Here is a 19,735-nt window from a genome sequence, read left to right on the forward strand (position 1 = left end):
ACAACCTTTTGTTTGTGTTTAGTCTTTCCAATTTTTTTTTCCGTTTGGGGTGGGCCGGTTTTTTACCCTTTCCCCACCCCCCCCCGCCCCCGGCGGGGGGGGGGGGGGCGCCGCCGCGGGGGGGCCCCCACGACGTCGCCGGGCTGCGCCTTTCCCTGCACCGCTCCGGCACCGGCGGCCCCACCGTGGTGCTGCTCCCGGGCGCGGGCATGGTCGGCCTGGACTACGTGAACCTCCACGACCGCGTGGCCGCGCTCACCACGTGCGTCCTCTACGACCGCGGCGGCACCGGCTGGAGCACCCCCGTACCGCTCCCCCGCACGGCGGCGGAGGTCACCTCCGAACTGCACGCCCTGCTCCACGCGGCCGACGTCCCCGGCCCGTACCTCCTGGTCGGCCACTCCCTGGGTGCCGCCTACGCCCGTCGCTTCGCGCAGCGCCACCCCGGCGAGGTGGCGGGTCTGCTCCTGCTGGACCCGTTCCACGAGGACATGTACGCACGGGCGACGCAGGAGATCCGCGACAAGGTGGAGCAGCTGCGGAGCGCCGAACTGCCCGAGGCGACGCCGGAGCAGATCGAGCAGTCACGGGCCGCCTTGGCGCGGCACTTCGCGGCCTGGCCGGACGGTGTCCGCGAACCGCTCGCCGAGTACCACCTCACCCGGTGGCGGACCGCCTGGGACGAGGACAGGAACGTGCACGACGTCGTCGCCGGCGAACTGCGCGACGCGCCCGGCCTCCCCGACGTGCCGCTGATCGTGCTGTCCGCGATGGGCGTCGACCCCACCCAGGCCCACCTGTGGTCCGAGGACACCGTCCGCGCGATGAACACCGCCAAAAGCGAACTCCACGCCGCCCTGGCCGCGTCCGTCCCCCGGGGCGACCACCGCGTCGTCGACGGCGCGGGCCACGGCTGGCTCCACGAGGAACGGCCCGACGCGGTCATGGAGGCCCTGCGGGACCTCCTGCGCCCCGCGGGAGCGGTCCCGCCCCCGGCCGGGCTGTGAGCCCGGGCGCGGCGGGGCGCTCCGGTCAGCCGGCCAGTTGCGGGTACAGGGCGGCGAGGTCGGCCGACAGGCCCGCCTTGACCTGGTGGGAGATCTCGTCGGCCAGCACCTCGTAGGCGTCGGACTCGATCCCGTCGAGCGCCTGCTCCGCGACGCCGGCCGGCGACGACTTCGGCGCGTCGATGTGCGCCGCCAGGTCGGTGTCCACATAGCCGACGTGCAGCCCGGTGACGTTGATGCCGCGCGGCTTCAGGTCCAGCCGGAGCGAGTTGGTCTGCGACCACAGCGCCGCCTTGGAAGCGCTGTAGGAGCCGGAGAGCGCGACCCAGGACAGGACCGAGTGCACGTTGAGCAGGTGGCCGCCGCCATTGGCCTCGATGATCGGGGCGAAGGCCCGGGTCACCTGCAGGGGACCGTAGAAGTTGGCCTCGAACTCGCGGCGGACGTCGTCCACGGGGGAGGTCAGGAACGATGCCGCCACGGCCCCCGCGGCGTTGTTGATCAGGATGGTGACGTCCTGCGCCTGCTCCGCGACGGCGGCCACCGAGGCGGGGTCGGTGACCTCCAGCGCCAGCGGGACCGCGCCGGGATGGGTGATCGTGCGCGGGTCACGGGCGGTGGCATAGACCTTCTTGGCCCCTCGGGCGTGCAGGGCCTCGATCAGGGCGCGGCCGATGCCCCGGCTGCCTCCGGTGACGAGAACGGTCGAACCTGCGATTGCGGTCATGGATGTGCTCCCAGCGAGAGTGACGAGGACCGACGGCGGAAACCGATCGGTTTCCAGGACTGTAAACCGATCGGTTTCTATTCGGCAACACACGGCGTAGGCTCACTTCCATGACTTCCGGCGCAACCACCCCGTCCGCCGCCACCGCGGCGGCGACGGCTCCGACTCGCGAGCGGCTCCTCGACGCCGCGGCCGCGCTCTTCTACCGCAAAGGCGTCAGCATCGGCATCGAGGCACTGTGCCGAACGGCCGGAGTCTCCAAGCGGTCGATGTACCAGCTCTTCGCCGGCAAGGACGACGTCCTGGCGGCCAGCCTGGAGCGCGCCGGCTCCCGCTACCTGAGCGGGCTGCTGCCCGCTCCCGAGGCCGGCCCGGCGCCGCGCGAGCGCATCATGCACGTCTTCGAGCACCTCGAGTCGCTGTCCGCGTCCCCGGACTACCTCGGCTGCCCCTTCCTGGCGACCGCCTTCGAGCTCAAGGACCCCGAGCACCCCGCCGGCGTGATCGCACGGCGATACAAGGACGCGCTCACCGACTTCTTCCGCGAGGAGGCCCGTCGGGGCGGCGCGCACGACGCCGATCTGCTCGCCCGCCAACTCACCGTCGTCTTCGACGGATCCAGCGCCCGCGCCGTGGCCCAGGCCCGGAGCCTGGACGGCCTGGCCACGGCCACCGCCACGACCCTGCTGGACGCGGCGGGAATGTCCTGACCGCTGCCGGACGAGCCGTGGCGGGCACCTCGGTTGTTCGCCGCAGGCGCCGCACCCGGCGCGTATACGCGGCGCGGCGGCGGGTACGATCTGCCGCGATGCGCAGTGACGGAGGAGCCGGCCGAGGCGGTGCGATACCCGCCCGTCTGAACGGTGTTGTCCTCGTCCTGTACGGATTGCTCGCCGCGCTCGGGATCTGCGGCCACACCGGGGCGCCGGACGCCGCCCACGGGCCGGCCCGGACCCTGGTCGCCCCGCACAGCACCCACGTCACCGACGAGGTGTGCACGGACGCCCACGGCCCCGGGCGGCCCGGCGACGGCTGCTCCCCCGCGGAGCACACGCCGGTGACCCTTGGCTCCGCTCCCCCGCCGCACCTCGTCGGCGCCGAACTGCCGTCGGTGTGGCCGCCCGCGGTCGCCGCCGCGGGTCTCGGCGCGCCGGCCCCGGGCACCGTGCGCTCCCTCGACCTGCACATGCTCCAGATCCAGCGGACGTAGAAGGGCCGACCGCACCGGCGGCGACCGCCGGTGCGCGACGTACGTCATCCGACCCTTTCCACCAGCACCGCCGTGTCGCCGACGCGGCGGGGAATCAGGACATGCCATGGGTGCCCCCCATTCCAAGGCCAGGGCCGCCGACCGCCGTGCGCGCGTCGAGGAGATACGCCGCCAGGAGCAGTCCCGCGAGCGCCGCAACCGGATCATCACCATCACCGCCTGCACCGCCGTCCTCCTCGGGCTGGTCGGTGGCGGCGTCTACCTCGTGGGCGCCGCGAACGACGGCGACGGCGGCGACGACGGCGCGAAGAACGCCGCCGCCGGCGCCATCAGCGGGGAGAAGACCTGGTCCGGGCTCACGCAGAACCACGTCGACAAGACCGTCGACTACCCGATGAGTCCTCCGGTCGGCGGCGACCACAGCCCCGTCTGGCAGAACTGCAACGGCGACGTCTACGACAAGCCCCTCACCAAGGAGAACGCCGTGCACTCCCTGGAGCACGGCGCGGTATGGGTGACGTACACCGACAAGGCGACGGACGCCGACGTCAAGACGCTCGGCGCCCGCGTCTCGAAGACCCCGTACTCCCTCATGAGCCCCTACGCGGACCAGGCCTCGCCGATCACCCTCACCGCGTGGGGCCGCCAGTTGGGCGTCACCAAGGCGGACGACCCGCGCGTGGCGCAGTTCTTCGACACCTATGTGCAGGGCGACCAGACCCCCGAGCCCGGAGCGCCCTGCACCGGGGGCAAGGCCTCGTGACCGCCGCCAGGGGCGCGGGCAGGCCGATGCTCGCGCTCGCCGGCTCCATGGTGCTGGTCGTGCTCGCGGCCCTGGCCTTCACCCTGCTGACGGCACGGCCCAGCAGCGGGGGCACCCCGGGCACGGACTCGCCGGACGCCGGTTTCGCGCGCGACATGGTGATCCACCACCAGCAGGCGGTGGAGATGTCGCTGATCGTCCGTGACCGCACGGACGACGAGGACGTCCGCAGGCTCGCCTACGACGTCATCAACACCCAGGCCAACCAGCGCGGCATGCTGCTGGGCTGGCTGGACGTCTGGGGGCTGCCCAAGTCCTCGTCGAAGCCGCCCATGACGTGGATGGGCCACGACACGGCCTACACGCCGCACGACGGGTCGCTGATGCCGGGCATGGCCACGGACACCGAGCTGCGCCGGCTCCAGGCGGCCCACGGCAAGGCGGCCGCGGTGCTCTACCTGCGGTTGCTCACCGCCCATCACAAGGGCGGCGTGGAGATGGCGGCCGCGGCCGCCGACCTCGCGCGGACCGACCAGGTGCGGCGCCTGGCGGCGGGCATGGTCCAGGGCCAGGAGGCGGAGATCCGTCTGATGGCCGACATGCTCACGGCCCGCGGTTCGGGCCCGAACGCCTGAGCCCCAACACCTGACCCCGAACGCGTGACCCCTGACCGCTGACCGCGCCGGGGTGCTCGGGAGGCCGCCCGCCTCCCGGGCACCGCCGGCACGGTGCGTCAGGGTGTCGTCAGGGATCACCGCGGAGCCTTGCCCGCGGATCCGCCGCCGCATTGGATGAGGAGCGGGAACAACGGCCCGCGCCAGGACGACCGGCCACCCCGTCGGGTGCCGCCGGTGCTGCGCACCGCCCTCCCGCCGGTGCCCCGAGGCACCGGACTCCCGCGGCCGCGCCGGGCGGCCGCCCCTGCTCCCCGCAGGCGAGCGCCGCCGCCCCCGCGGCCGGCGCGATGCGGCGTACCGATCCACGGAGTGGTCCATGTCTGCGTCCCCTGTCCTCGTCGTCTCCCCGCGCACGGCCCTGGTCACCGGGGCGACGTCCGGTGTCGGGTGGGAGACCGCCCGGTTGCTCGCCGAGCGGGGCTGCACGGTCGTCGTCCACGGTCGCGACACGGAGTCGGCGCACCACGCGGTGGAGCGGCTGGTGGCGGCCGGCATCGAGCGCGTCCGGCTGCGCCTGGCGGTGGCCGACTTCACCCGGCTCTCCGACGTCCGCCACCTGGCGGCCATGGTGCGGGGCCTGCACCCCGCGCTGGACGTCCTCGTCAACAACGCCGCCGTAGCGGCGCCCGAGACCCGCACCCTCACGGCCGACGGCCACGAGGTCTCCTTCCAGGTGAACTTCCTGGCGGCCTACCTCCTCACCCGTGAGCTGGCCGGCCCGCTGACGGCGCGCCCGGGCGCCCGGGTGGTCAACGTGTCGTCCGCGACGCCCCGGTCGGTGGCGCCGGCATGGAACGACCTGAACCGTTCCCACCGCTACTCGCGGCACGCCGCCTACGCCCGGTCGCAGCTGGCCCTCCTCGTCTTCGCCCGGGCGGCCGCGCCCGGCGGCGTGACGGCCGTCAGCGTGCGCCCGGAGGACGCCGCGCGGGTGGCGCGGCTGTGCGACCCGGACACCGAACTCGTCCCGGGTGCCCACTACGACCGGGCCACGCTCGCCCCGGCCGCCGGGACCGCGGTAGAGGACCGCACGGTACGGCGTCTGTGCAAGGTCGCCGACCTGCTCGTCTCCGCCTGAAAGGAGGTCATTCGTGTCCAAGCGTGCCCGAAAGAAGAGGGCCAGGCGCAAGAAGGGCGCCGGCCACGGCAACAAGCCCGGTCAGGGCTGATTCCCGATGCCCCACGGCGGTGCGGGCCCCGGGTCGACGACCCCGGTCCGCACCGCCGTCCGTTGTGCGGGGCGTACCACGGTGTGCGCGGAAGGTGTGGTCACCGGTGATCGAAGTCCCGGCCCTGGACGGCTGGTTCCCCTGCGGCGTGCCCGGTCCCGCCGCGCTCGCGGAGCACGTGCGGGCGAGCGGCAACGGACGCTGGTGGGCCGACCGGGCTGCCGCGCCCCGCGCGGTCGCGGTGGTGTGCGCGAACCACGCGCTGCTGGAGGGCGATCCCCGGTACGTGGACCCGGACGGCCTCGCGGGCCTGGCGAACCGCTACGTCCTGGCCCGTACGCGCTTCCTGCCCGTCCTGGGTGCGGCGTTCGACCGGGTCGTGCCCTGGGAGCGGATGATCTGGGTGCAGTCGCGCCCGGTGCCGCGCCGCCGGCCTCCGCGGGACGTGGTGGTGCGCCGGCTGGTGCCGGGTGACGGCGCGGCCGTTGCCGCCGCGGGCGACGACGTCCGCCGGTTCACGCTCAGTTGGGGCGGTGCGCGCGGCCTCGCCGCGTCGGGCCACGCGTGGGGGGCGTTCCGATCGGGCCGGCTCGTCTCGCTGGCGTGCACATACGTCCTGGGCGGCGTCTACGAGGACCTCGCGGTCGTCACGTCGCGGGGCCATCGCCGCGAGGGCCTGGCCCTGGCCTGCCTGTCGGGTCTGTGCGGCGACGTCGCGGCCCGCGGCCGCACACCCGGCTGGACGTGCTCGCGCGGCGACCGGCCCAGCCGCCGGCTGGCCTGGACCGCGGGTTTCCGGCTGTTCGGGGAGTACGTCCACTACGCGGTCGGCGCTCCCGCCGGGGCGGGTCACCGAGGCGGGATCACGCGCGCCCTGTGAGCGCGCGGGAACGGCGGTGGCAACCGGGAGTTCCGCGGCGCCGCCGGGTCGACCGCGAGGGCCTCACACCGTCGCGGTCGACCCGTGCAGCGTGGCGGCCCGGGGCCGGCCGGCTTCCGGTACGGCACGACCGCCGGCGTCGCCGGCGCGGCCCGGGTGGGCCGGGCCGCGCCGGCGATCGGCGACGTACCTCCGGCGAGGGCACACCGCGGTGCCCGAACGCTGCCGTCAGCCCGCCCCGCCGGGCCGGCGCCGTCGACGAGCGCCGCCGGATCGGCCGAACCAGCCGCCGTCTCCCGCAGGACACCGCCCGTCGCCACGACACGACGCCATACGCCGCGTGCGGCCGCACATGGAGCACCCCGCCCGGTGGGCCCACCGGCGGGGTGCTCCATGTGCGGCCGCTCAGGGCTCGAAGCGGTAGCCCATGCCGGGCACGGTGATCAGGTGGCGCGGGTGGGCCGGGTCGGGCTCCAGCTTGTGCCGCAGGGTGGCGAGGTAGACGCGCAGGTAGTTGGTGCGCTTCTCGTTGCCCGGCCCCCACACGTCGCGCAGCAGCTGGCGTCCGGTGATCAGGCGCCCCGGGTTGCGCAGCAGCGGGGCGAGCAGCCGCCACTCGGTGGGCGTGAGCCTCGGTGCCTCGCCCTTGCCCGAACGGGGCCGGACGGTGAACGCGCCCAGGTCGACCCGGTAGTCGGCGATGGTGACCGTCTCGGGCTCCTCCAGGACGGGCGGGCGGCGCAGGACGGCGCGCAGCCGGGCCGCCAGCTCGTCCATGGAGAACGGCTTGGTGACGAAGTCGTCGGCCCCCGCGTCCAGTGCCTCGATCTTGTCGGCCGGCCCGGTCCGTCCGGAGAGCACGATGATGGGCAGCGGGCTCCAGGCCCGCACGCCGTGGATGATGTCGGTCCCGGCCATGTCCGGCAGGCCGAGGTCGAGGATGAGGGCGTCGGGCGGCTGCCGGGACACCAGCAGCAGTGCGGTGGCCCCGTCGGGCGCGGTGGCGACCGCGTAGTGGCGCGCCGTCAGGTTGATCTCCAGCGCCTTCAGGATCTGCGGCTCGTCGTCGACGATCAGGACGCGCCTCATGCGAGTGCCTCCTCCCCGCCGGCGGGGGCGGCGGGCACCTCGTCCGGACCGCCGGCGGTGGGCAGGGACAGGACCATCGTGAGACCTCCGCCGGGGGTGTCCTCGGGGGTGAGGGTGCCGCCCATCGCCTCGGTCAGCCCCCGGGAGAGGGCGAGCCCGAGTCCGAGGCCGGTGGTGTTGTCGGTGTCGCCGAGCCGCTGGAAGGGTTCGAAGACGCGCTCCCGGTCGGCGGGCCGCAGTCCGGGGCCGCGGTCCGCGACGCGCAGCTCGATGCGCGTGCCGAGGGCACTGGCGCCGAGCAGGACCCCGGTGCCCGCCGGGGCGTGCCGCTGGGCGTTCGTCACCAGGTTGGCGACGACGCGTTCCAGGAGCGGCGGGTCGGCCAGCGCGAACGGTATGTCGTCCAGGCCCTGGAGGGTGACGGGGACGGTGCTCTCGGCGAGGCTGTCGAGGGCCAGCGAGGCCACCTCGGCCACGAAGGTCGGCTCCAGGGCGAGGCTGAGCGCTCCGGCCTGCAGCCGGCTCATGTCGAGGAGGTTGTCCACCAGCCGGTTGAGCCGGTCCAGGGACACCTCGGCGGTGGCCAGCAGTTCCTCCTGGTCCTCGGCGGAGAACTCGACCTCGCGGCTGCGCAGCGAGCTGACGGCCGCCCAGGCGCCGGCGAGCGGGGTGCGCAGGTCGTGGCTGACCGCGGCGAGGAGCGCAGTCCGCATCCGGTCGGCCGCCCTGACCGGTTCCACCTCGGCGGCGGCCTCGGCCAGCCGGGCCCGCTCCAGCGCGGAGGCCACGTGCCCGGCGAAGGCGATGAGCACCCGCCGCTCCGAGGCCGCCAGGCGGCGGCCGCGCAGCACGAGGACGTCGTCGGGGCCGACGGGCACGGCCACCACGCCCTCCGCCGGGTCGTCCACGCCCGCCGCGCCGTCGCCGGAGCGGTGGACGAGCTCGGCGGAGTCCATGCCGAAGGCCTCCCGCGTACGCTGCAGCAGGGCCTCGAGGGCCTGGTCACCGCGCAGGATGTTCCCGGCGAGGGAGGACAGTGTCTCGGCTTCGGCGGTGGCGTTGGCCGCGCGTCTGGACAGCCGCAGGGAGCGGTCGACGATGGTCGCGACGGTGCCGGCGACCAGCGCGAAGACGGCGAGCGCCAGCACGTTGTTGGTCTCGCCGATGGTGAACCGGCCGATGGGCGGAATGAAGTAGTAGTTGAGCAGCAGCGAGGCCGTCACGGAGGCGAGCAGCGCGGAGACGACGCCGCCGATGCAGGCGACGCCCACGACGGTCAGCAGGAAGAGCAGCGCCTCGCTGGTGAGGTTCAGGTGCCCGCGGTAGTTGGCGAGCACCGTGGTGAGCAGCACCGGGAGGACGAATCCGGCGACGGGGCCGGCCACCTTGCGGGCCAGGGGCAGGCTGCTGGAGGGCACGGGGAGGAGGCGTCCGCGGCCCGCCCGTTCGTGGGTGACCATGTGCACGTCGATGTCGCCGGAGCGTTCGACGATGGTCTCGCCGACGCCGCGTCCGGTGAGGAACCGGGTGAGCCGGCCGCGGCGGCTGGTGCCCATCACCAGCTGGGTGGCGCTCTCGGCGCGTGCGAAGTCCAGCAGCGCGTCGGGGACGTGGTCGCCGACGACCGAGTGGAAGGTGCCGCCGAGGCTCTCCACCAGGGCCCGCTGCCGGGCCAGGGCGGCGGGAGAGGAGTCGGCGAGCCCGTCGCTGCGGACGATGTGCACGGCGAGCAGGTCCCCGCCGGCCGAACGGGCGGCGATGCGGGCGGCACGGCGGATGAGGGTCTCGCCCTCCGGCCCGCCGGTGACGGCGACGGCCACGCGTTCCCGGGTCTCCCAGACGCGTCCGATGCCGTGTTCGGAGCGGTACTTCTGCAGCGCCTCGTCCACCCGTCCGGCGACCCAGAGCAGGGCCAGTTCGCGCAGCGCGGTGAGGTTGCCGACGCGGAAGTAGTTCGACAGGGCCGCGTCGACCTTCTCGGGGGCGTAGACGTTGCCGTGGGCCATGCGGCGGCGCAGCGCCTCGGCGGGCATGTCGACCAGCTCGATCTGGTCGGCGCGGCGGACGACCTCGTCCGGGACGGTCTCCCGCTGCGGCACGCCGGTTATCTTCTCGACGACGTCGTTGAGCGACTCCAGGTGCTGGATGTTGACGGCGGTGATCACGTCGATCCCGGCCCTGAGGAGCACGTCGATGTCCTGCCAGCGCTTGGCGTGGCGTCCGCCGGGCACGTTGGTGTGGGCCATCTCGTCGACGAGCGCCACCTCGGGCGCGCGGGCGAGGACGGCGTCGAGGTCCATCTCGGCGAAGACGCCGCCGCGGTACTCGCGTTCGGCGCGGGGCACGGTCTCGAGGCCGTCGAGCATCTCCTCGGTGCGTGGCCGCTTGTGGCACTCGACGTACCCCACGACGACGTCGGTGCCCCGGGCGGCCCGGCGGCGGGCCTCGTCGAGCATGCGGTAGGTCTTGCCGACTCCGGGTGCCGCCCCGAGGAAGACCTTGAGTCTGCCGGGCCGTCCCCGGGGAGTGCCGGCCGGGGCCGGGACGACTGGCTGCGTCACCGGATGTCCCTCCTTGTACGGGTGTCACGCCGCCCGGCGGCGCAGGTGGTCCCTGCGCCGCCGGGCGGCGTGGTGCGGATGGTCCGACCGTGTCGCGACGTCACTTCAGCGCGGTGAGCGCCTGGTTGAGCTCCACGACGTTGACGCGCTCCTCGCCGAGGAAGCCGAGGATCCGGCCCTGGACGTGGTCGTCCACCAGCTTGCGCACGCTCTCGGGCGCCAGGCCGCGCGCCTGGGCGACCCGCTCGGCCTGCTCCCGGGCGTACTCGGGCGAGATGTGGGGGTCGAGACCGGAGCCGGAGGCCGTGACCGCGTCGACCGGCACGTCCTCGGGGGCGACGCCGTCGAACTCGGCGACCGCCGTCCGGCGCTCCTTGATGGTCTTCACCAGACCCTCGTCGTTCGGGCCGAGGTTGGAGGCGCCGGTGACGAGCGGGTCGTAGCCGCCGGGACGCGGCTGGAACCACTTGGGGTCCGGCTGGGCGACCTCCTCGGCGTCGTCCGGGTTCTTCTTGGGGAGGGTGAAGTTCTGGCCGATGAGGCTGGAACCGACGGTCTTGCCGTCCTGGGTGATCCTGGAGCCGTTGGCCTGGTCGGAGAACGCCGCCTGGGCGACGCCGGTGACGGCCAGCGGGTACGCGATGCCCAGGAGGACCGTGAACACCAGCAGCATCCGCAGGGCGGCCACGTGGTTGCGGACCACGGCGGGCAGGGAGCCGGACATGATGGAATCGCCTTCTTCTGTCAGCTGAGGCCGGGGATGAACTGGATGATCAGGTCGATCACCTTGATGCCGACGAACGGCAGCACGAGACCGCCCAGGCCGTAGACCCAGATGTTGCGGTTCAGCAGCGCCGACGCGGACGACGGCCGGTAGCGCACGCCGCGCAGGGCGAGCGGGATCAGCACGACGATGATCAGCGCGTTGAAGATGATCGCCGAGGAGATCGCCGACGTCGGGCTGTGCAGCTGCATGATGTTGAGCTTGTCCAGGCCCGGGTAGGCGGCGGCGAACATCGCGGGGATGATCGCGAAGTACTTCGCGACGTCGTTGGCGATGGAGAAGGTGGTCAGGGCGCCGCGGGTGATGAGCAGCTGCTTGCCGATCTCCACGATCTCGATCAGCTTGGTGGGGTCGGAGTCCAGGTCGACCATGTTCCCGGCCTCCTTGGCGGCCGAGGTGCCGGTGTTCATGGCCACGCCCACGTCGGCCTGGGCCAGCGCCGGGGCGTCGTTGGTGCCGTCACCGGTCATCGCGACGAGCTTGCCGCCCGCCTGCTCCCGCTTGATCAGCGCCATCTTGTCCTCGGGCGTCGCCTCCGCCAGGAAGTCGTCGACCCCCGCCTCGTCGGCGATCGCCTTGGCCGTCAGCGGGTTGTCACCCGTGATCATGACCGTGCGGATGCCCATCCGCCGCAGCTCGTCGAACCGCTCCCGCATGCCGTGCTTGACGACGTCCTTGAGGTGGATGACGCCGAGCACCCGGGCCGCGCCGTTCTCCTTGGCGGCCACCACGAGCGGCGTGCCGCCGGACTGCGAGATGCGGTCGACCAGCGACTGCACCTCCTCGTCCGTCCGGCCGCCGTTGTCGGCGACCCAGGCGGTCACCGCGGACGCGGCGCCCTTGCGGACCTGGCGGCCGTCGACGTCGACGCCGGACATGCGGGTCTGCGCCGTGAAGGGCACGAACTCGGCGTGGCCCAGCTCGCCTTCGTGACGCTCGCGCAGCCCGTACTTCTCCTTGGCCAGGACGACGACGGAACGGCCCTCGGGCGTCTCGTCGGCCAGCGACGACAGCTGCGCGGCGTCGGCCAGTTCGGCGGCGGTGGTGCCCTTGACCGGCAGGAGCTCCGAGGCCTGGCGGTTGCCGAAGGTGATGGTGCCGGTCTTGTCGAGCAGCAGGGTGTTGACGTCGCCGGCGGCCTCGACGGCACGGCCGGACATGGCGAGCACGTTGCGCTGCACCAGGCGGTCCATGCCCGCGATGCCGATCGCCGACAGGAGCCCGCCGATGGTGGTCGGGATGAGCGCGACGACGAGCGCGGCGAGGATCACGATGCTCTGCTCGGCGCCCGCGTAGATGGCGAAGGGCTGCAGGGTGACGACGGCGAGCAGGAAGACGATGGTCAGCGAGGCCAGCAGGATGTTCAGCGCGATCTCGTTGGGCGTCTTCTGCCGGGCCGCGCCCTCCACCAGCGCGATCATCCGGTCGATGAAGGTCTCACCGGGCTTGGAGGTGATGCGCACGACGATCCGGTCCGACAGCACCTTGGTGCCGCCCGTCACCGCGCTGCGGTCACCGCCGGACTCCCGGATCACCGGCGCCGACTCACCCGTGATCGCCGACTCGTCGACCGAGGCGACCCCCTCGACGACGTCGCCGTCACCGGGGATGATCTGCCCGGCCTCGACGACGACGTGGTCGCCGAGCTTCAGCCCCGAGGCCGGGACCTCCTCCTCGAAGGCCGAGGTCGTGCCGGGCCGCCAGTCGGTGAGCCGGCGGGCGACGGTGTCGGTCTTCGTGCGGCGCAGGGTCTCGGCCTGCGCCTTGCCGCGGCCTTCGGCCACGGCCTCGGAGAGGTTGGCGAAGACGACGGTCAGCCAGAGCCACACGGTGATGACCCAGGCGAAGATGCTCGGGTCCTTGATCGCCGAGAGGGTGGTCAGGACGGCGCCGACCTCGACCACGAACATGACCGGGTTCTTGATCATGACCCGCGGGTCGAGCTTCCTGACCGCGTCGGGCAGCGCCGTGAGGAGCTGCTTCGGGTCGAGCATGCCGCCGGAGACCCGGTGCGGCTGCTGAGGCTCGGTCGGGGCGCCGCCCGGCGAAGCGGGGGGTTCGAGGGTGGTCAGGGACATCAGGACAGACCTTCCGCGAGCGGACCCAGCGCCAGGGCCGGGAAGTAGGTGAGGCCGACGACGATCAGGATCACGGCCGTCAGCAGGCCGACGAACTGCGGCCGGTGGGTGGGCAGGGTGCCGGCCGTGGCGGGCACCGGCTGCTGCCGGGCCAGGGAGCCGGCCAGCGCCAGGACGAAGACGATCGGCAGGAAGCGGCCGAAGAGCATGGCCAGGCCGAGCGCGGTGTTGTACCAGTCGGTGTTGACGGTGAGGCCCGCGAAGGCCGAACCGTTGTTGTTGGCGGCCGAGGTGAAGGCGTACAGCACCTCGGAGAAGCCGTGCGCACCGGTGTTGAGCATCCCGGCCCGCTCACCGGGCAGCGCCATGGCGAGGCCCGCGCCGATCAGCACGATCGCCGGGGTGGTGAGGATGTAGAGGGAGGCGAACTTCATCTCCCGGCTGCCGAGCTTCTTGCCCAGGTACTCCGGGGTGCGGCCGACCATCAGGCCGGCCACGAAGACCGCGATGATCGCCAGGATGAGGATGCCGTAGAGGCCCGAGCCGGTACCACCGGGGGCGATCTCGCCGAGCATCATGTTGAAGATCGTCATCCCGCCGCCGATCGGCGAGTACGAGTCGTGGAAGGAGTTGACCGCGCCGGTGGAGGTGAGGGTCGTCGACACCGCGAACAGGGCCGATCCCCACACGCCGAAGCGCTGTTCCTTGCCCTCCATCATGCCGCCCGCCACGTGACCGGCCTGGCTGCTCACGCTGTGCAGCTCGTTGACGGTGACGATGGCGACGGAGGCCGCCCAGATGACGCCCATCACGGCGATGATCGCGTAGCCCTGGCGGTTGTCGCCGACCATGCGGCCGAACGTGCGCGGCAGGGAGGTGGCGATCACCAGCAGGAGGTAGATCTCCAGCCAGTTGGTGAAGGCGTTGGGGTTCTCGAAGGGGTGGGCGGAGTTGGCGTTGTAGAAACCGCCGCCGTTGGTGCCCAGCTCCTTGATGACCTCCTGGGAGGCGACCGGACCGCCGGTCAGGCTCTGGTGGTCGCCGATCAGGGTCGAGACGGAGTCGACGCCGTGGAAGTTCTGCACGGCGCCGCCCGCGACCAGCACGATGGCGAAGACGAAGGCCAGCGGGAGCAGCACGCGCACGGTGATCCGCGTGAGGTCCACCCAGAAGTTGCCGACGCGGTCGGTCTTCTTGCGGGTGAAGCCCCGGATGAGGGCGGCGACGACGGCGATGCCGACGGCGGCCGACACGAAGTTCTGCACCGCGAGGCCGGACATCTGCACCAGGTGACCCATCGTGGACTCACCCGAGTAGGACTGCCAGTTGGTGTTGGTGACGAAGGAGGCGGCCGTGTTGAAGGACACGCCGGGCGTCACGGCGGGCATGCCTATGGAGAGCAGCAGGTGGTTCTGCAGCCGCATGAAGCCGTAGAGGAACATGACGGAGACGGCCGAGAAGGCCAGCACGCTCCGCAGGTAGACGGACCACTTCTGGTCCGCGTCGCCGTCGACCCCGCCGAGGCGGTAGGCGACCCGCTCGACGCGCAGGTGCTTGACGGAGGTGAGGGTGTGGGCGATGTGGTCGCCCAGCGGCCGGTAGGACAGGGCCAGCGCGCCGACGAGCGCGAGGATCTGGAGCCAGCCCGCGAGGGTGTCGTTCACTAGAACTTCTCCGGGTAGATCAGCGCCAGCACCAGGTAACCGACCAGGGCCACGGCGACGACGAGTCCGACGACGTTTTCGACGCTCACAGCCGCTCCGCCCCCTTGGCCACGAGGCCGAGCACGGCGAAGACGACGACGGTGAGGACGATGAAGGCCAGATCTGGCATGCGGAGACACCCCGGTGATCGAGTGGGGACGATGGCCGCGTACCCGGGCGGGCCCGCGGCGCCGGTGAAAAACCGGTGTACGTAGCGAAGCGCCCCGGGGTGCCCCCCACGGGGTTCGTTAGCGGGTTCCTGACGCGGCCCCGGAGCGGCTTGACGCCACTTTGACGCCCGCCCGTCCGAACGGGTGACGGGCGGGCGGGGGTCTCCTACGCGGGCTTCGGCGCGGGCGGCCGGGGGCGCCGGCGCCCGCCGGTCAACGGCGACGGCGACGGCGACGGCGACGGCGACGGCGACAGCGCTGCGTACCGCCGCCGGGACCCGCCGACAGGACAGACCGGGGCCCGGCGGCGGGGCGTGGGGTCAGAACCGCACGTAGACGTTCTTGGGCTGGGTGTAGGACTCCAGCTCCTGCATGCCCTCCTCGCGGCCGACTCCCGAGTTCTTCACACCGCCGAAGGCGGCTCCGGGGAGGTGCGACGAGCTGGCGTTCACCCACACGTAGCCGGCCCGCAGGTCGCGGGCGGCGGCCAGGGCGGTGTGCAGGTCGGTGGTCCAGACGCTGGCGGTGAGGCCGTACGGCAGGGCGTTGGCCTCGGCGATCGCCTGGTCGTACGAGTCGAAGGGCGCCGCCACCAGCACCGGGCCGAAGATCTCCTCCTGGAAGAGCGGCCCGGAGGGGCCGGCGGGGGCGGCGAAGAGGGTGGGCCGGACGTAGTAGCCGGGGCGGTGCAGGGCGCTGCCGCCCGCGACGAGGCGCAGGGCGGGGTCGGAGAGCCCCGCGCGGATGTAGGAGGTCACCTTGCGGTAGTGCTCCGCCGAGACCAGGGGGCCGATGTCCGTGGCGGGGTCCGCCGGGTCGCCGAGGCGCAGGGCGTCCATGCGCCTGCCCACCTCGGTCACCACGGCCTCGTACAGCGAGCGGTGGACGAGCAGCCGCGAGGTGGAGCCGCAGCTCTGGCCCTGCCAGGTGAAGTTCATGCCCGCCATCGCGCCGTCGACCGCCGCGTGCACGTCGGCGTCGGCGAAGACGATCAGCGGGTTCTTGCCGCCCAGTTCGAGGGTGACGGTCTTGACCGCGCCGCTCGCCGCGCGCGCCTGGACGCGGCGTCCCGTGGCGGAGGAACCGGTGAACGCGATGCGCGGGACGTCCGGGTGGGTCACCAGCCGTTCGCCGGCCTCGGGGCCGAGGCCCGGCACGACGTTCAGCACCCCGGGCGGGACGATGCCGGCGGCCAGTTCGCCCAGGCGCAGCGCGGACAGCGGGGTCGCCTCGGCGGGCTTGAGGACGACGGTGTTGCCGGCGAGGAGCGGTGCGGCGATCCGGGCGGCCGCGAACAGCAGGGGGTGGTTCCAGGGGATGATCCGTCCGACCACGCCGAAGGGGTCGCGCAGCGTGTAGTCGAGGGAGTCGTGGTCGGCCATGGGGACGGTCTCGCCGCGCAGCTGGAGGGCGAGTCCGGCGAAGTAGCGCAGCTGGGCGACGGCGGCGCGGAAGTCCGCCCGCATGACCCCGATCGGGGTGCCGTTGTCGAAGGTGTCGGTCCAGGCGAGTTCCTCGCCGTGCGTCTCGACCGCGTCCGCGAGCGCGGCCAGCACTCGTGCCCGGTCCGTCACGGAGGTGGCCGCCCAGCCCGGCGCCGCCCTCAGCGCCGCCTCGACCGCGGCGTCCACGTCCTCGGCGCCGCCGAGGGGTACCCGGGTCACGACCGTCTCGTCCGCGGGGTTGACGACGTCCAGGGTGGCGCCCGTGGCCGCTTCGGTCGCCGCACCGCCGATCAGCATGCGCCACGGGCGGTCCACGATCTCGCCCGCGGTCGGCCGTGCGCCGGTGGCGCCGTACGGATTCGACAGCTCCGAAATTCGCATACAGTCCAGGTTTGCACCAATATGCAATGCTTATGGTGATTGAATGTTTTATATCGGCAAACGGAACGTATAGCGCAGCCCAAGAACCGCCACGTGGGCGGGTGGCCGACTCAGCCGTCCAGCCAGCCGCGTTCGCGCGCGAGGAGGGCGATCTGGAAGCGCGTCCGGGCGCCGAGGGCGGTGCCCGCCTCGCTGACGTGCTTCTGCACCGTGCGGCGACTCACGCCCAGCACCCGGGCGATGGCGTCGTCCTTCATGCCCGTGGCCATGAGGTGGAGGATCTCCCGCGTCCGTTCGTCGGTCTCGACCGGCTCGCGCTCGCGGCGCGCGACGGGCCAGTCCTGGCGGCTCTCCAGGGAGACCGGCGTCGCGCGCTCCCAGATGCCCTCGAAGAGCGCCACGCACACCGCGATCAGGGCCGGGGAGTGCACCACCAGTGAGCCCGCCGAGGGCCGGTCGCCGTGCAACGGGAGCAGGGCGGTGGTCCGGTCGAAGAGCGCCAGCTTGACCGGGAGCCGTGTGCCGAGGCGGAATTCACCGCCCACCGCGGTCCCCCGGATCGCCGTCTCCAGGGACACCTCGTCGGTGAAGCCGTCGGCCTCGTACACCGAACGCAGCCGCACTCCCGGTTCGACAGCGGTGCGGTCGGGGTCGCGGTGCCCCGAGTCGTCCGCGGTCCCCGTCACGTAGGGCGGTTTGGCCAGGTGCAGCACCTCGCTCCGGCTGCCCTTCAGCAGGTGCGCGTAGCGGGCGGCGACCTCGTCGCCGTGCTCCAGGACCTCCACCAGGTCGGGCGCGCCGGGACGCGCGGCGGAGCGGTAGAGCTCGTCGAGCTGCTCCATGAACAGCTCCGTACGGGCCAGTTCGCTTCGTCTGCGGGCCAGCAGCGAACCCAGGGACGAGCGCGGCGGGCCGGCCTTCCAGCGCGGGGCCCCGCCGGGGATGCGGATGACCAGCAGTTCGTCCTCGAGGCCCCGCAGCGCCCGCTCGGCCTCGCCGGCGGAGGTGCCGACCGCCTCGGCCACCGCGGCGGCGTCCGCCGTGGGATGACCCACCAGGTACTCCAGGACCCGGGCGCCCAGGGGGTCCAGCCCCGTCCCCGCCCAAGGACCTCCCGACCAGACATCCATGCCGCCTGCCACCCCTGTACCTCCGCGCCGGCTCATGATCGTACGCCTCGCGGAACGGCCGGCGGGGGCCCGGCCCGGCGTGCGCCGGGCCGGGCCCCCGTCGGGGTGGTGCGGTGTCGCGGCCGCTCAGCCGCAGGTGCCCGCGGGGCGGGCCCGGGTCACCAGGTCCGTGTCCGTGGTGGTGGTGTCCATCCACAGGACGCGGCTGCCGGTGCCCGCGGCGGCGTTCGACTGCTGGCCGTGGCTGCAGGAGACCCGGCCCAGCGGGGCGCCCTGCGGGGTGAACTGCCAGAGCTTGGCGAGCGAGTCGTTGTAGTCGTCGAAGACCTGCGAGAACGATGCGTACAGGGTCAGCGTGACTGCCGTGTCCGACGCCGTGAGTCCGTACGCCCGGACGGGGTTCGGGCCCTTCTCCGCGATGACGTCGGTGACCGCGGAGCCGTCGAGGGACGCCCGGCGCAGGGTGGTGAAGTCGTCGTCGGTGTAGTCGGTGTCGATGAGCCAGTACACGCCGGCCGCGGTGATCACCGGGGTGCTGATCCACTCCGGCTGCGAGGGCGTGCCCAGGGCCGTGGTCCTGCCGGTCCTGGTGTCGAAGACCTCCACGACGACCCCGTAGGCGCCGTCGAACATGCCGTCGTGGATGTACGCGATGCGCCCGTCCTTGACGGCGGGTTCGGCCGCCTGGTTGTAGTCCCGGCCGAGCGGCACCTCACGCGGCGTGGTGTCGCCCCCCTTCAGGTACAGCACCCGCTGCAGCGAGGTCGCCTCGTCGCGGCGGGACCAGGCGACCGTGTCGCCGTCCACGCTCAGTCCGCTGATCTCCGTGCCGGTGCTGTAGAGGGTCTTGACGGGGCCGCCGCCGACGGGCGCGGACAGGATGTCGTACGTGTGGGCCCACGGGTCGTCGCCGGGGGCGTCGCCGACCGCCACCCAGACCACGCGCCTGCCGTCGGTGACGGGGCTGAGGTGCGAGCGCCCGTCGACCGGGGAGATCCTGCGGGGCTTGCCCTTGCCGTCGGTGCGGCCCGTCCACACGGCGTACGGCTCGGTGCCGTCCGCGCCGGCCGACCTGGGGGCGGCCCACCAGTCCCCGCCCGCGCTGGGGGCGTTGCCGGTGCCGACGAACGACATCAGGGTGCCGAGGCGGCCGAGCAGGACGTCGCTGTCCAGGCCGAGGGCCTTCTCCCAGCCGGGGACGATGCCGTGCGCCTCGAAGGCCTGCTTGACCTTCGCCATGCGGTCGCCCTTGACGTGCAGCGACTTCGCGGCGGCGAGGACCGCGTCACGTCCCTCGTCGAAGCCGTCGAGCGGGGTGAGGTAGGAGGTGAGCGCCTTGTAGACGATCTTGTCGGCGAGTTCGCCGCCCAGGCTCTCGCGGATGTCCCACAGCGCACCGCTGAAGATCGTGGAGTTGACGTGCACTCCGCCGTTGTCGTACGAGGAGCCGAGGGGCAGCCCGAGGAAGCCCTTCGTGGTGGCGCCGTCGTTGAGGTCGCGGAACGCGCAGTCCTTCGGCGCCAGCGTGCGGCAGAGGTCGCCGCCGATCAGGCTCGCCTCGGGGTCGGTCATCGGGGTGCGGTTGACGGTGACGTCGATGACGTTGCCGAAGTAGTCGGCGACGGCCTCGTTCATGGCGCCGGACTGGCCTGCGTAGACCAGGTCGGCGGTGTGCTCGACCACGCCGTGGGTCATCTCGTGGCCGACGACGTCCAGGTCGGAGGCGAGCGAGCGGTACTCGTCGTCACCGGTGCCGTAGACCATCTTGGTGTGGTCCCAGAAGGCGTTGACGAACGGCGAGCCGAAGTCCGTCACGCCGACGAGGGAGTTGATGGCCATGCCCTTGCCGTCGAGGCTGTCGCGGTCGAAGGTGCCGCGGTAGAACTCGTAGACCTTCCCGGCCGCCCAGTGGGCGTCGACCGCGCCGCTGTCGGTCATCTCCTGCGGCGCCTTCGTGGTCG

The 19,735-nt window shown here is 72.8% G+C and carries 18 protein-coding genes; 8 read left to right on the forward strand and 10 right to left on the reverse strand.

Going from position 1 to position 19,735, the window contains the following annotated elements; genetic code table 11:
* The first annotated feature begins 185 nt into the window (after window positions 1–185).
* Entirely contained in the window at window positions 186–1,007 is an 822-nt protein-coding gene (locus tag ACFZAU_RS41175) for an alpha/beta fold hydrolase (protein ID WP_500556503.1), read from the forward strand.
* Between the two features lie 25 nt (window positions 1,008–1,032).
* Here the strand turns inward: ACFZAU_RS41175 and ACFZAU_RS41180 are convergent, their stop codons facing one another.
* Window positions 1,033–1,734: an SDR family oxidoreductase gene (locus ACFZAU_RS41180; RefSeq protein ID WP_500556504.1), complete on the reverse strand. Its 702-nt coding sequence runs from the start codon at window positions 1,732–1,734 to the stop codon at window positions 1,033–1,035.
* A 110-nt stretch (window positions 1,735–1,844) separates the two neighbouring features.
* On the opposite strand from ACFZAU_RS41180, the gene ACFZAU_RS41185 reads away from it, so the two are divergent.
* From ACFZAU_RS41185 to ACFZAU_RS41215, 7 genes are all read left to right on the forward strand, one after another.
* Window positions 1,845–2,444, forward strand: a complete 600-nt coding sequence (locus tag ACFZAU_RS41185) for a TetR/AcrR family transcriptional regulator (protein ID WP_500556505.1) — start codon at window positions 1,845–1,847, stop codon at window positions 2,442–2,444.
* Window positions 2,445–2,542: 98 nt separating this feature from the next.
* Window positions 2,543–2,944: a hypothetical protein gene (locus tag ACFZAU_RS41190; RefSeq protein WP_500556506.1), complete on the forward strand. Its 402-nt coding sequence runs from the start codon at window positions 2,543–2,545 to the stop codon at window positions 2,942–2,944.
* 106 nt (window positions 2,945–3,050) lie between these two features.
* The gene (locus tag ACFZAU_RS41195; RefSeq protein ID WP_500556507.1) at window positions 3,051–3,707 is read left to right on the forward strand and encodes a thioredoxin-like domain-containing protein; all 657 of its coding nucleotides are present in this window, start codon (window positions 3,051–3,053) and stop codon (window positions 3,705–3,707) included.
* Complete coding sequence (locus tag ACFZAU_RS41200; protein ID WP_500556508.1) at window positions 3,704–4,342, forward strand: DUF305 domain-containing protein; 639 nt, start codon at window positions 3,704–3,706, stop codon at window positions 4,340–4,342. The genes ACFZAU_RS41195 and ACFZAU_RS41200 overlap by 4 nt, the downstream gene beginning before the upstream one ends.
* A 358-nt stretch (window positions 4,343–4,700) precedes the next feature.
* Entirely contained in the window at window positions 4,701–5,462 is a 762-nt protein-coding gene (locus ACFZAU_RS41205; protein WP_500556509.1) for an SDR family NAD(P)-dependent oxidoreductase, read from the forward strand.
* 13 nt (window positions 5,463–5,475) lie between these two features.
* The gene (locus tag ACFZAU_RS41210) at window positions 5,476–5,553 is read left to right on the forward strand and encodes a 50S ribosomal protein bL37 (RefSeq protein ID WP_500548810.1); all 78 of its coding nucleotides are present in this window, start codon (window positions 5,476–5,478) and stop codon (window positions 5,551–5,553) included.
* Window positions 5,554–5,659: 106 nt separating this feature from the next.
* Complete coding sequence (locus tag ACFZAU_RS41215) at window positions 5,660–6,433, forward strand: GNAT family N-acetyltransferase (protein ID WP_500556510.1); 774 nt, start codon at window positions 5,660–5,662, stop codon at window positions 6,431–6,433.
* A 405-nt stretch (window positions 6,434–6,838) separates the two neighbouring features.
* On the opposite strand, the gene ACFZAU_RS41220 is transcribed toward ACFZAU_RS41215, so the two are convergent.
* The 9 genes from ACFZAU_RS41220 to ACFZAU_RS41260 form a co-directional block, all read right to left on the reverse strand.
* The gene (locus ACFZAU_RS41220) at window positions 6,839–7,522 is read right to left on the reverse strand and encodes a response regulator (protein ID WP_499609959.1); all 684 of its coding nucleotides are present in this window, start codon (window positions 7,520–7,522) and stop codon (window positions 6,839–6,841) included.
* Window positions 7,519–10,083 carry a sensor histidine kinase gene (locus ACFZAU_RS41225; RefSeq protein WP_500556511.1) on the reverse strand — a complete coding sequence of 855 codons (2,565 nt, stop codon included), beginning with the start codon at window positions 10,081–10,083 and terminating at the stop codon, window positions 7,519–7,521. Before ACFZAU_RS41225 ends, ACFZAU_RS41220 begins: the two co-directional genes overlap by 4 nt.
* Window positions 10,084–10,183: 100 nt before the next feature.
* The gene (gene kdpC / locus ACFZAU_RS41230; protein WP_500556512.1) at window positions 10,184–10,807 is read right to left on the reverse strand and encodes a potassium-transporting ATPase subunit KdpC; all 624 of its coding nucleotides are present in this window, start codon (window positions 10,805–10,807) and stop codon (window positions 10,184–10,186) included.
* A 20-nt stretch (window positions 10,808–10,827) separates the two neighbouring features.
* Complete coding sequence (kdpB, locus tag ACFZAU_RS41235) at window positions 10,828–12,945, reverse strand: potassium-transporting ATPase subunit KdpB (protein WP_500556513.1); 2,118 nt, start codon at window positions 12,943–12,945, stop codon at window positions 10,828–10,830.
* Window positions 12,945–14,609: a potassium-transporting ATPase subunit KdpA gene (gene kdpA / locus ACFZAU_RS41240; RefSeq protein ID WP_500556514.1), complete on the reverse strand. Its 1,665-nt coding sequence runs from the start codon at window positions 14,607–14,609 to the stop codon at window positions 12,945–12,947. The genes kdpB and kdpA overlap by 1 nt, the downstream gene beginning before the upstream one ends.
* Window positions 14,609–14,698 carry a K(+)-transporting ATPase subunit F gene (kdpF, locus tag ACFZAU_RS41245; protein ID WP_361812010.1) on the reverse strand — a complete coding sequence of 30 codons (90 nt, stop codon included), beginning with the start codon at window positions 14,696–14,698 and terminating at the stop codon, window positions 14,609–14,611. Before kdpF ends, kdpA begins: the two co-directional genes overlap by 1 nt.
* Before the next feature lie 440 nt (window positions 14,699–15,138).
* Complete coding sequence (locus ACFZAU_RS41250; protein ID WP_500556515.1) at window positions 15,139–16,644, reverse strand: aldehyde dehydrogenase family protein; 1,506 nt, start codon at window positions 16,642–16,644, stop codon at window positions 15,139–15,141.
* A 110-nt stretch (window positions 16,645–16,754) separates the two neighbouring features.
* Window positions 16,755–17,774: a helix-turn-helix transcriptional regulator gene (locus tag ACFZAU_RS41255; RefSeq protein ID WP_500556516.1), complete on the reverse strand. Its 1,020-nt coding sequence runs from the start codon at window positions 17,772–17,774 to the stop codon at window positions 16,755–16,757.
* 126 nt (window positions 17,775–17,900) lie between these two features.
* On the reverse strand, window positions 17,901–19,735 hold a 1,835-nt coding region (locus ACFZAU_RS41260; RefSeq protein ID WP_500556517.1), incomplete at its 5' end, for a M4 family metallopeptidase.

The organism is Streptomyces sp. NPDC008238, from assembly GCF_042956445.1.
Lineage (GTDB): Bacteria > Actinomycetota > Actinomycetes > Streptomycetales > Streptomycetaceae > Actinacidiphila.

Coding starts and splice junctions, on each gene's coding strand:
- kdpB (WP_500556513.1), bottom strand. CDS start 12,945: ATGTCCCTGACCACCCTCGAACCCCCCGCTTCGCCGGGCGGCGCCCCG.
- ACFZAU_RS41205 (WP_500556509.1), top strand. CDS start 4,701: ATGTCTGCGTCCCCTGTCCTCGTCGTCTCCCCGCGCACGGCCCTGGTC.
- ACFZAU_RS41195 (WP_500556507.1), top strand. CDS start 3,051: ATGGGTGCCCCCCATTCCAAGGCCAGGGCCGCCGACCGCCGTGCGCGC.
- kdpC (WP_500556512.1), bottom strand. CDS start 10,807: ATGTCCGGCTCCCTGCCCGCCGTGGTCCGCAACCACGTGGCCGCCCTG.
- ACFZAU_RS41190 (WP_500556506.1), top strand. CDS start 2,543: ATGCGCAGTGACGGAGGAGCCGGCCGAGGCGGTGCGATACCCGCCCGT.
- ACFZAU_RS41220 (WP_499609959.1), bottom strand. CDS start 7,522: ATGAGGCGCGTCCTGATCGTCGACGACGAGCCGCAGATCCTGAAGGCG.
- ACFZAU_RS41255 (WP_500556516.1), bottom strand. CDS start 17,774: ATGGATGTCTGGTCGGGAGGTCCTTGGGCGGGGACGGGGCTGGACCCC.
- ACFZAU_RS41180 (WP_500556504.1), bottom strand. CDS start 1,734: ATGACCGCAATCGCAGGTTCGACCGTTCTCGTCACCGGAGGCAGCCGG.
- ACFZAU_RS41185 (WP_500556505.1), top strand. CDS start 1,845: ATGACTTCCGGCGCAACCACCCCGTCCGCCGCCACCGCGGCGGCGACG.
- ACFZAU_RS41250 (WP_500556515.1), bottom strand. CDS start 16,644: ATGCGAATTTCGGAGCTGTCGAATCCGTACGGCGCCACCGGCGCACGG.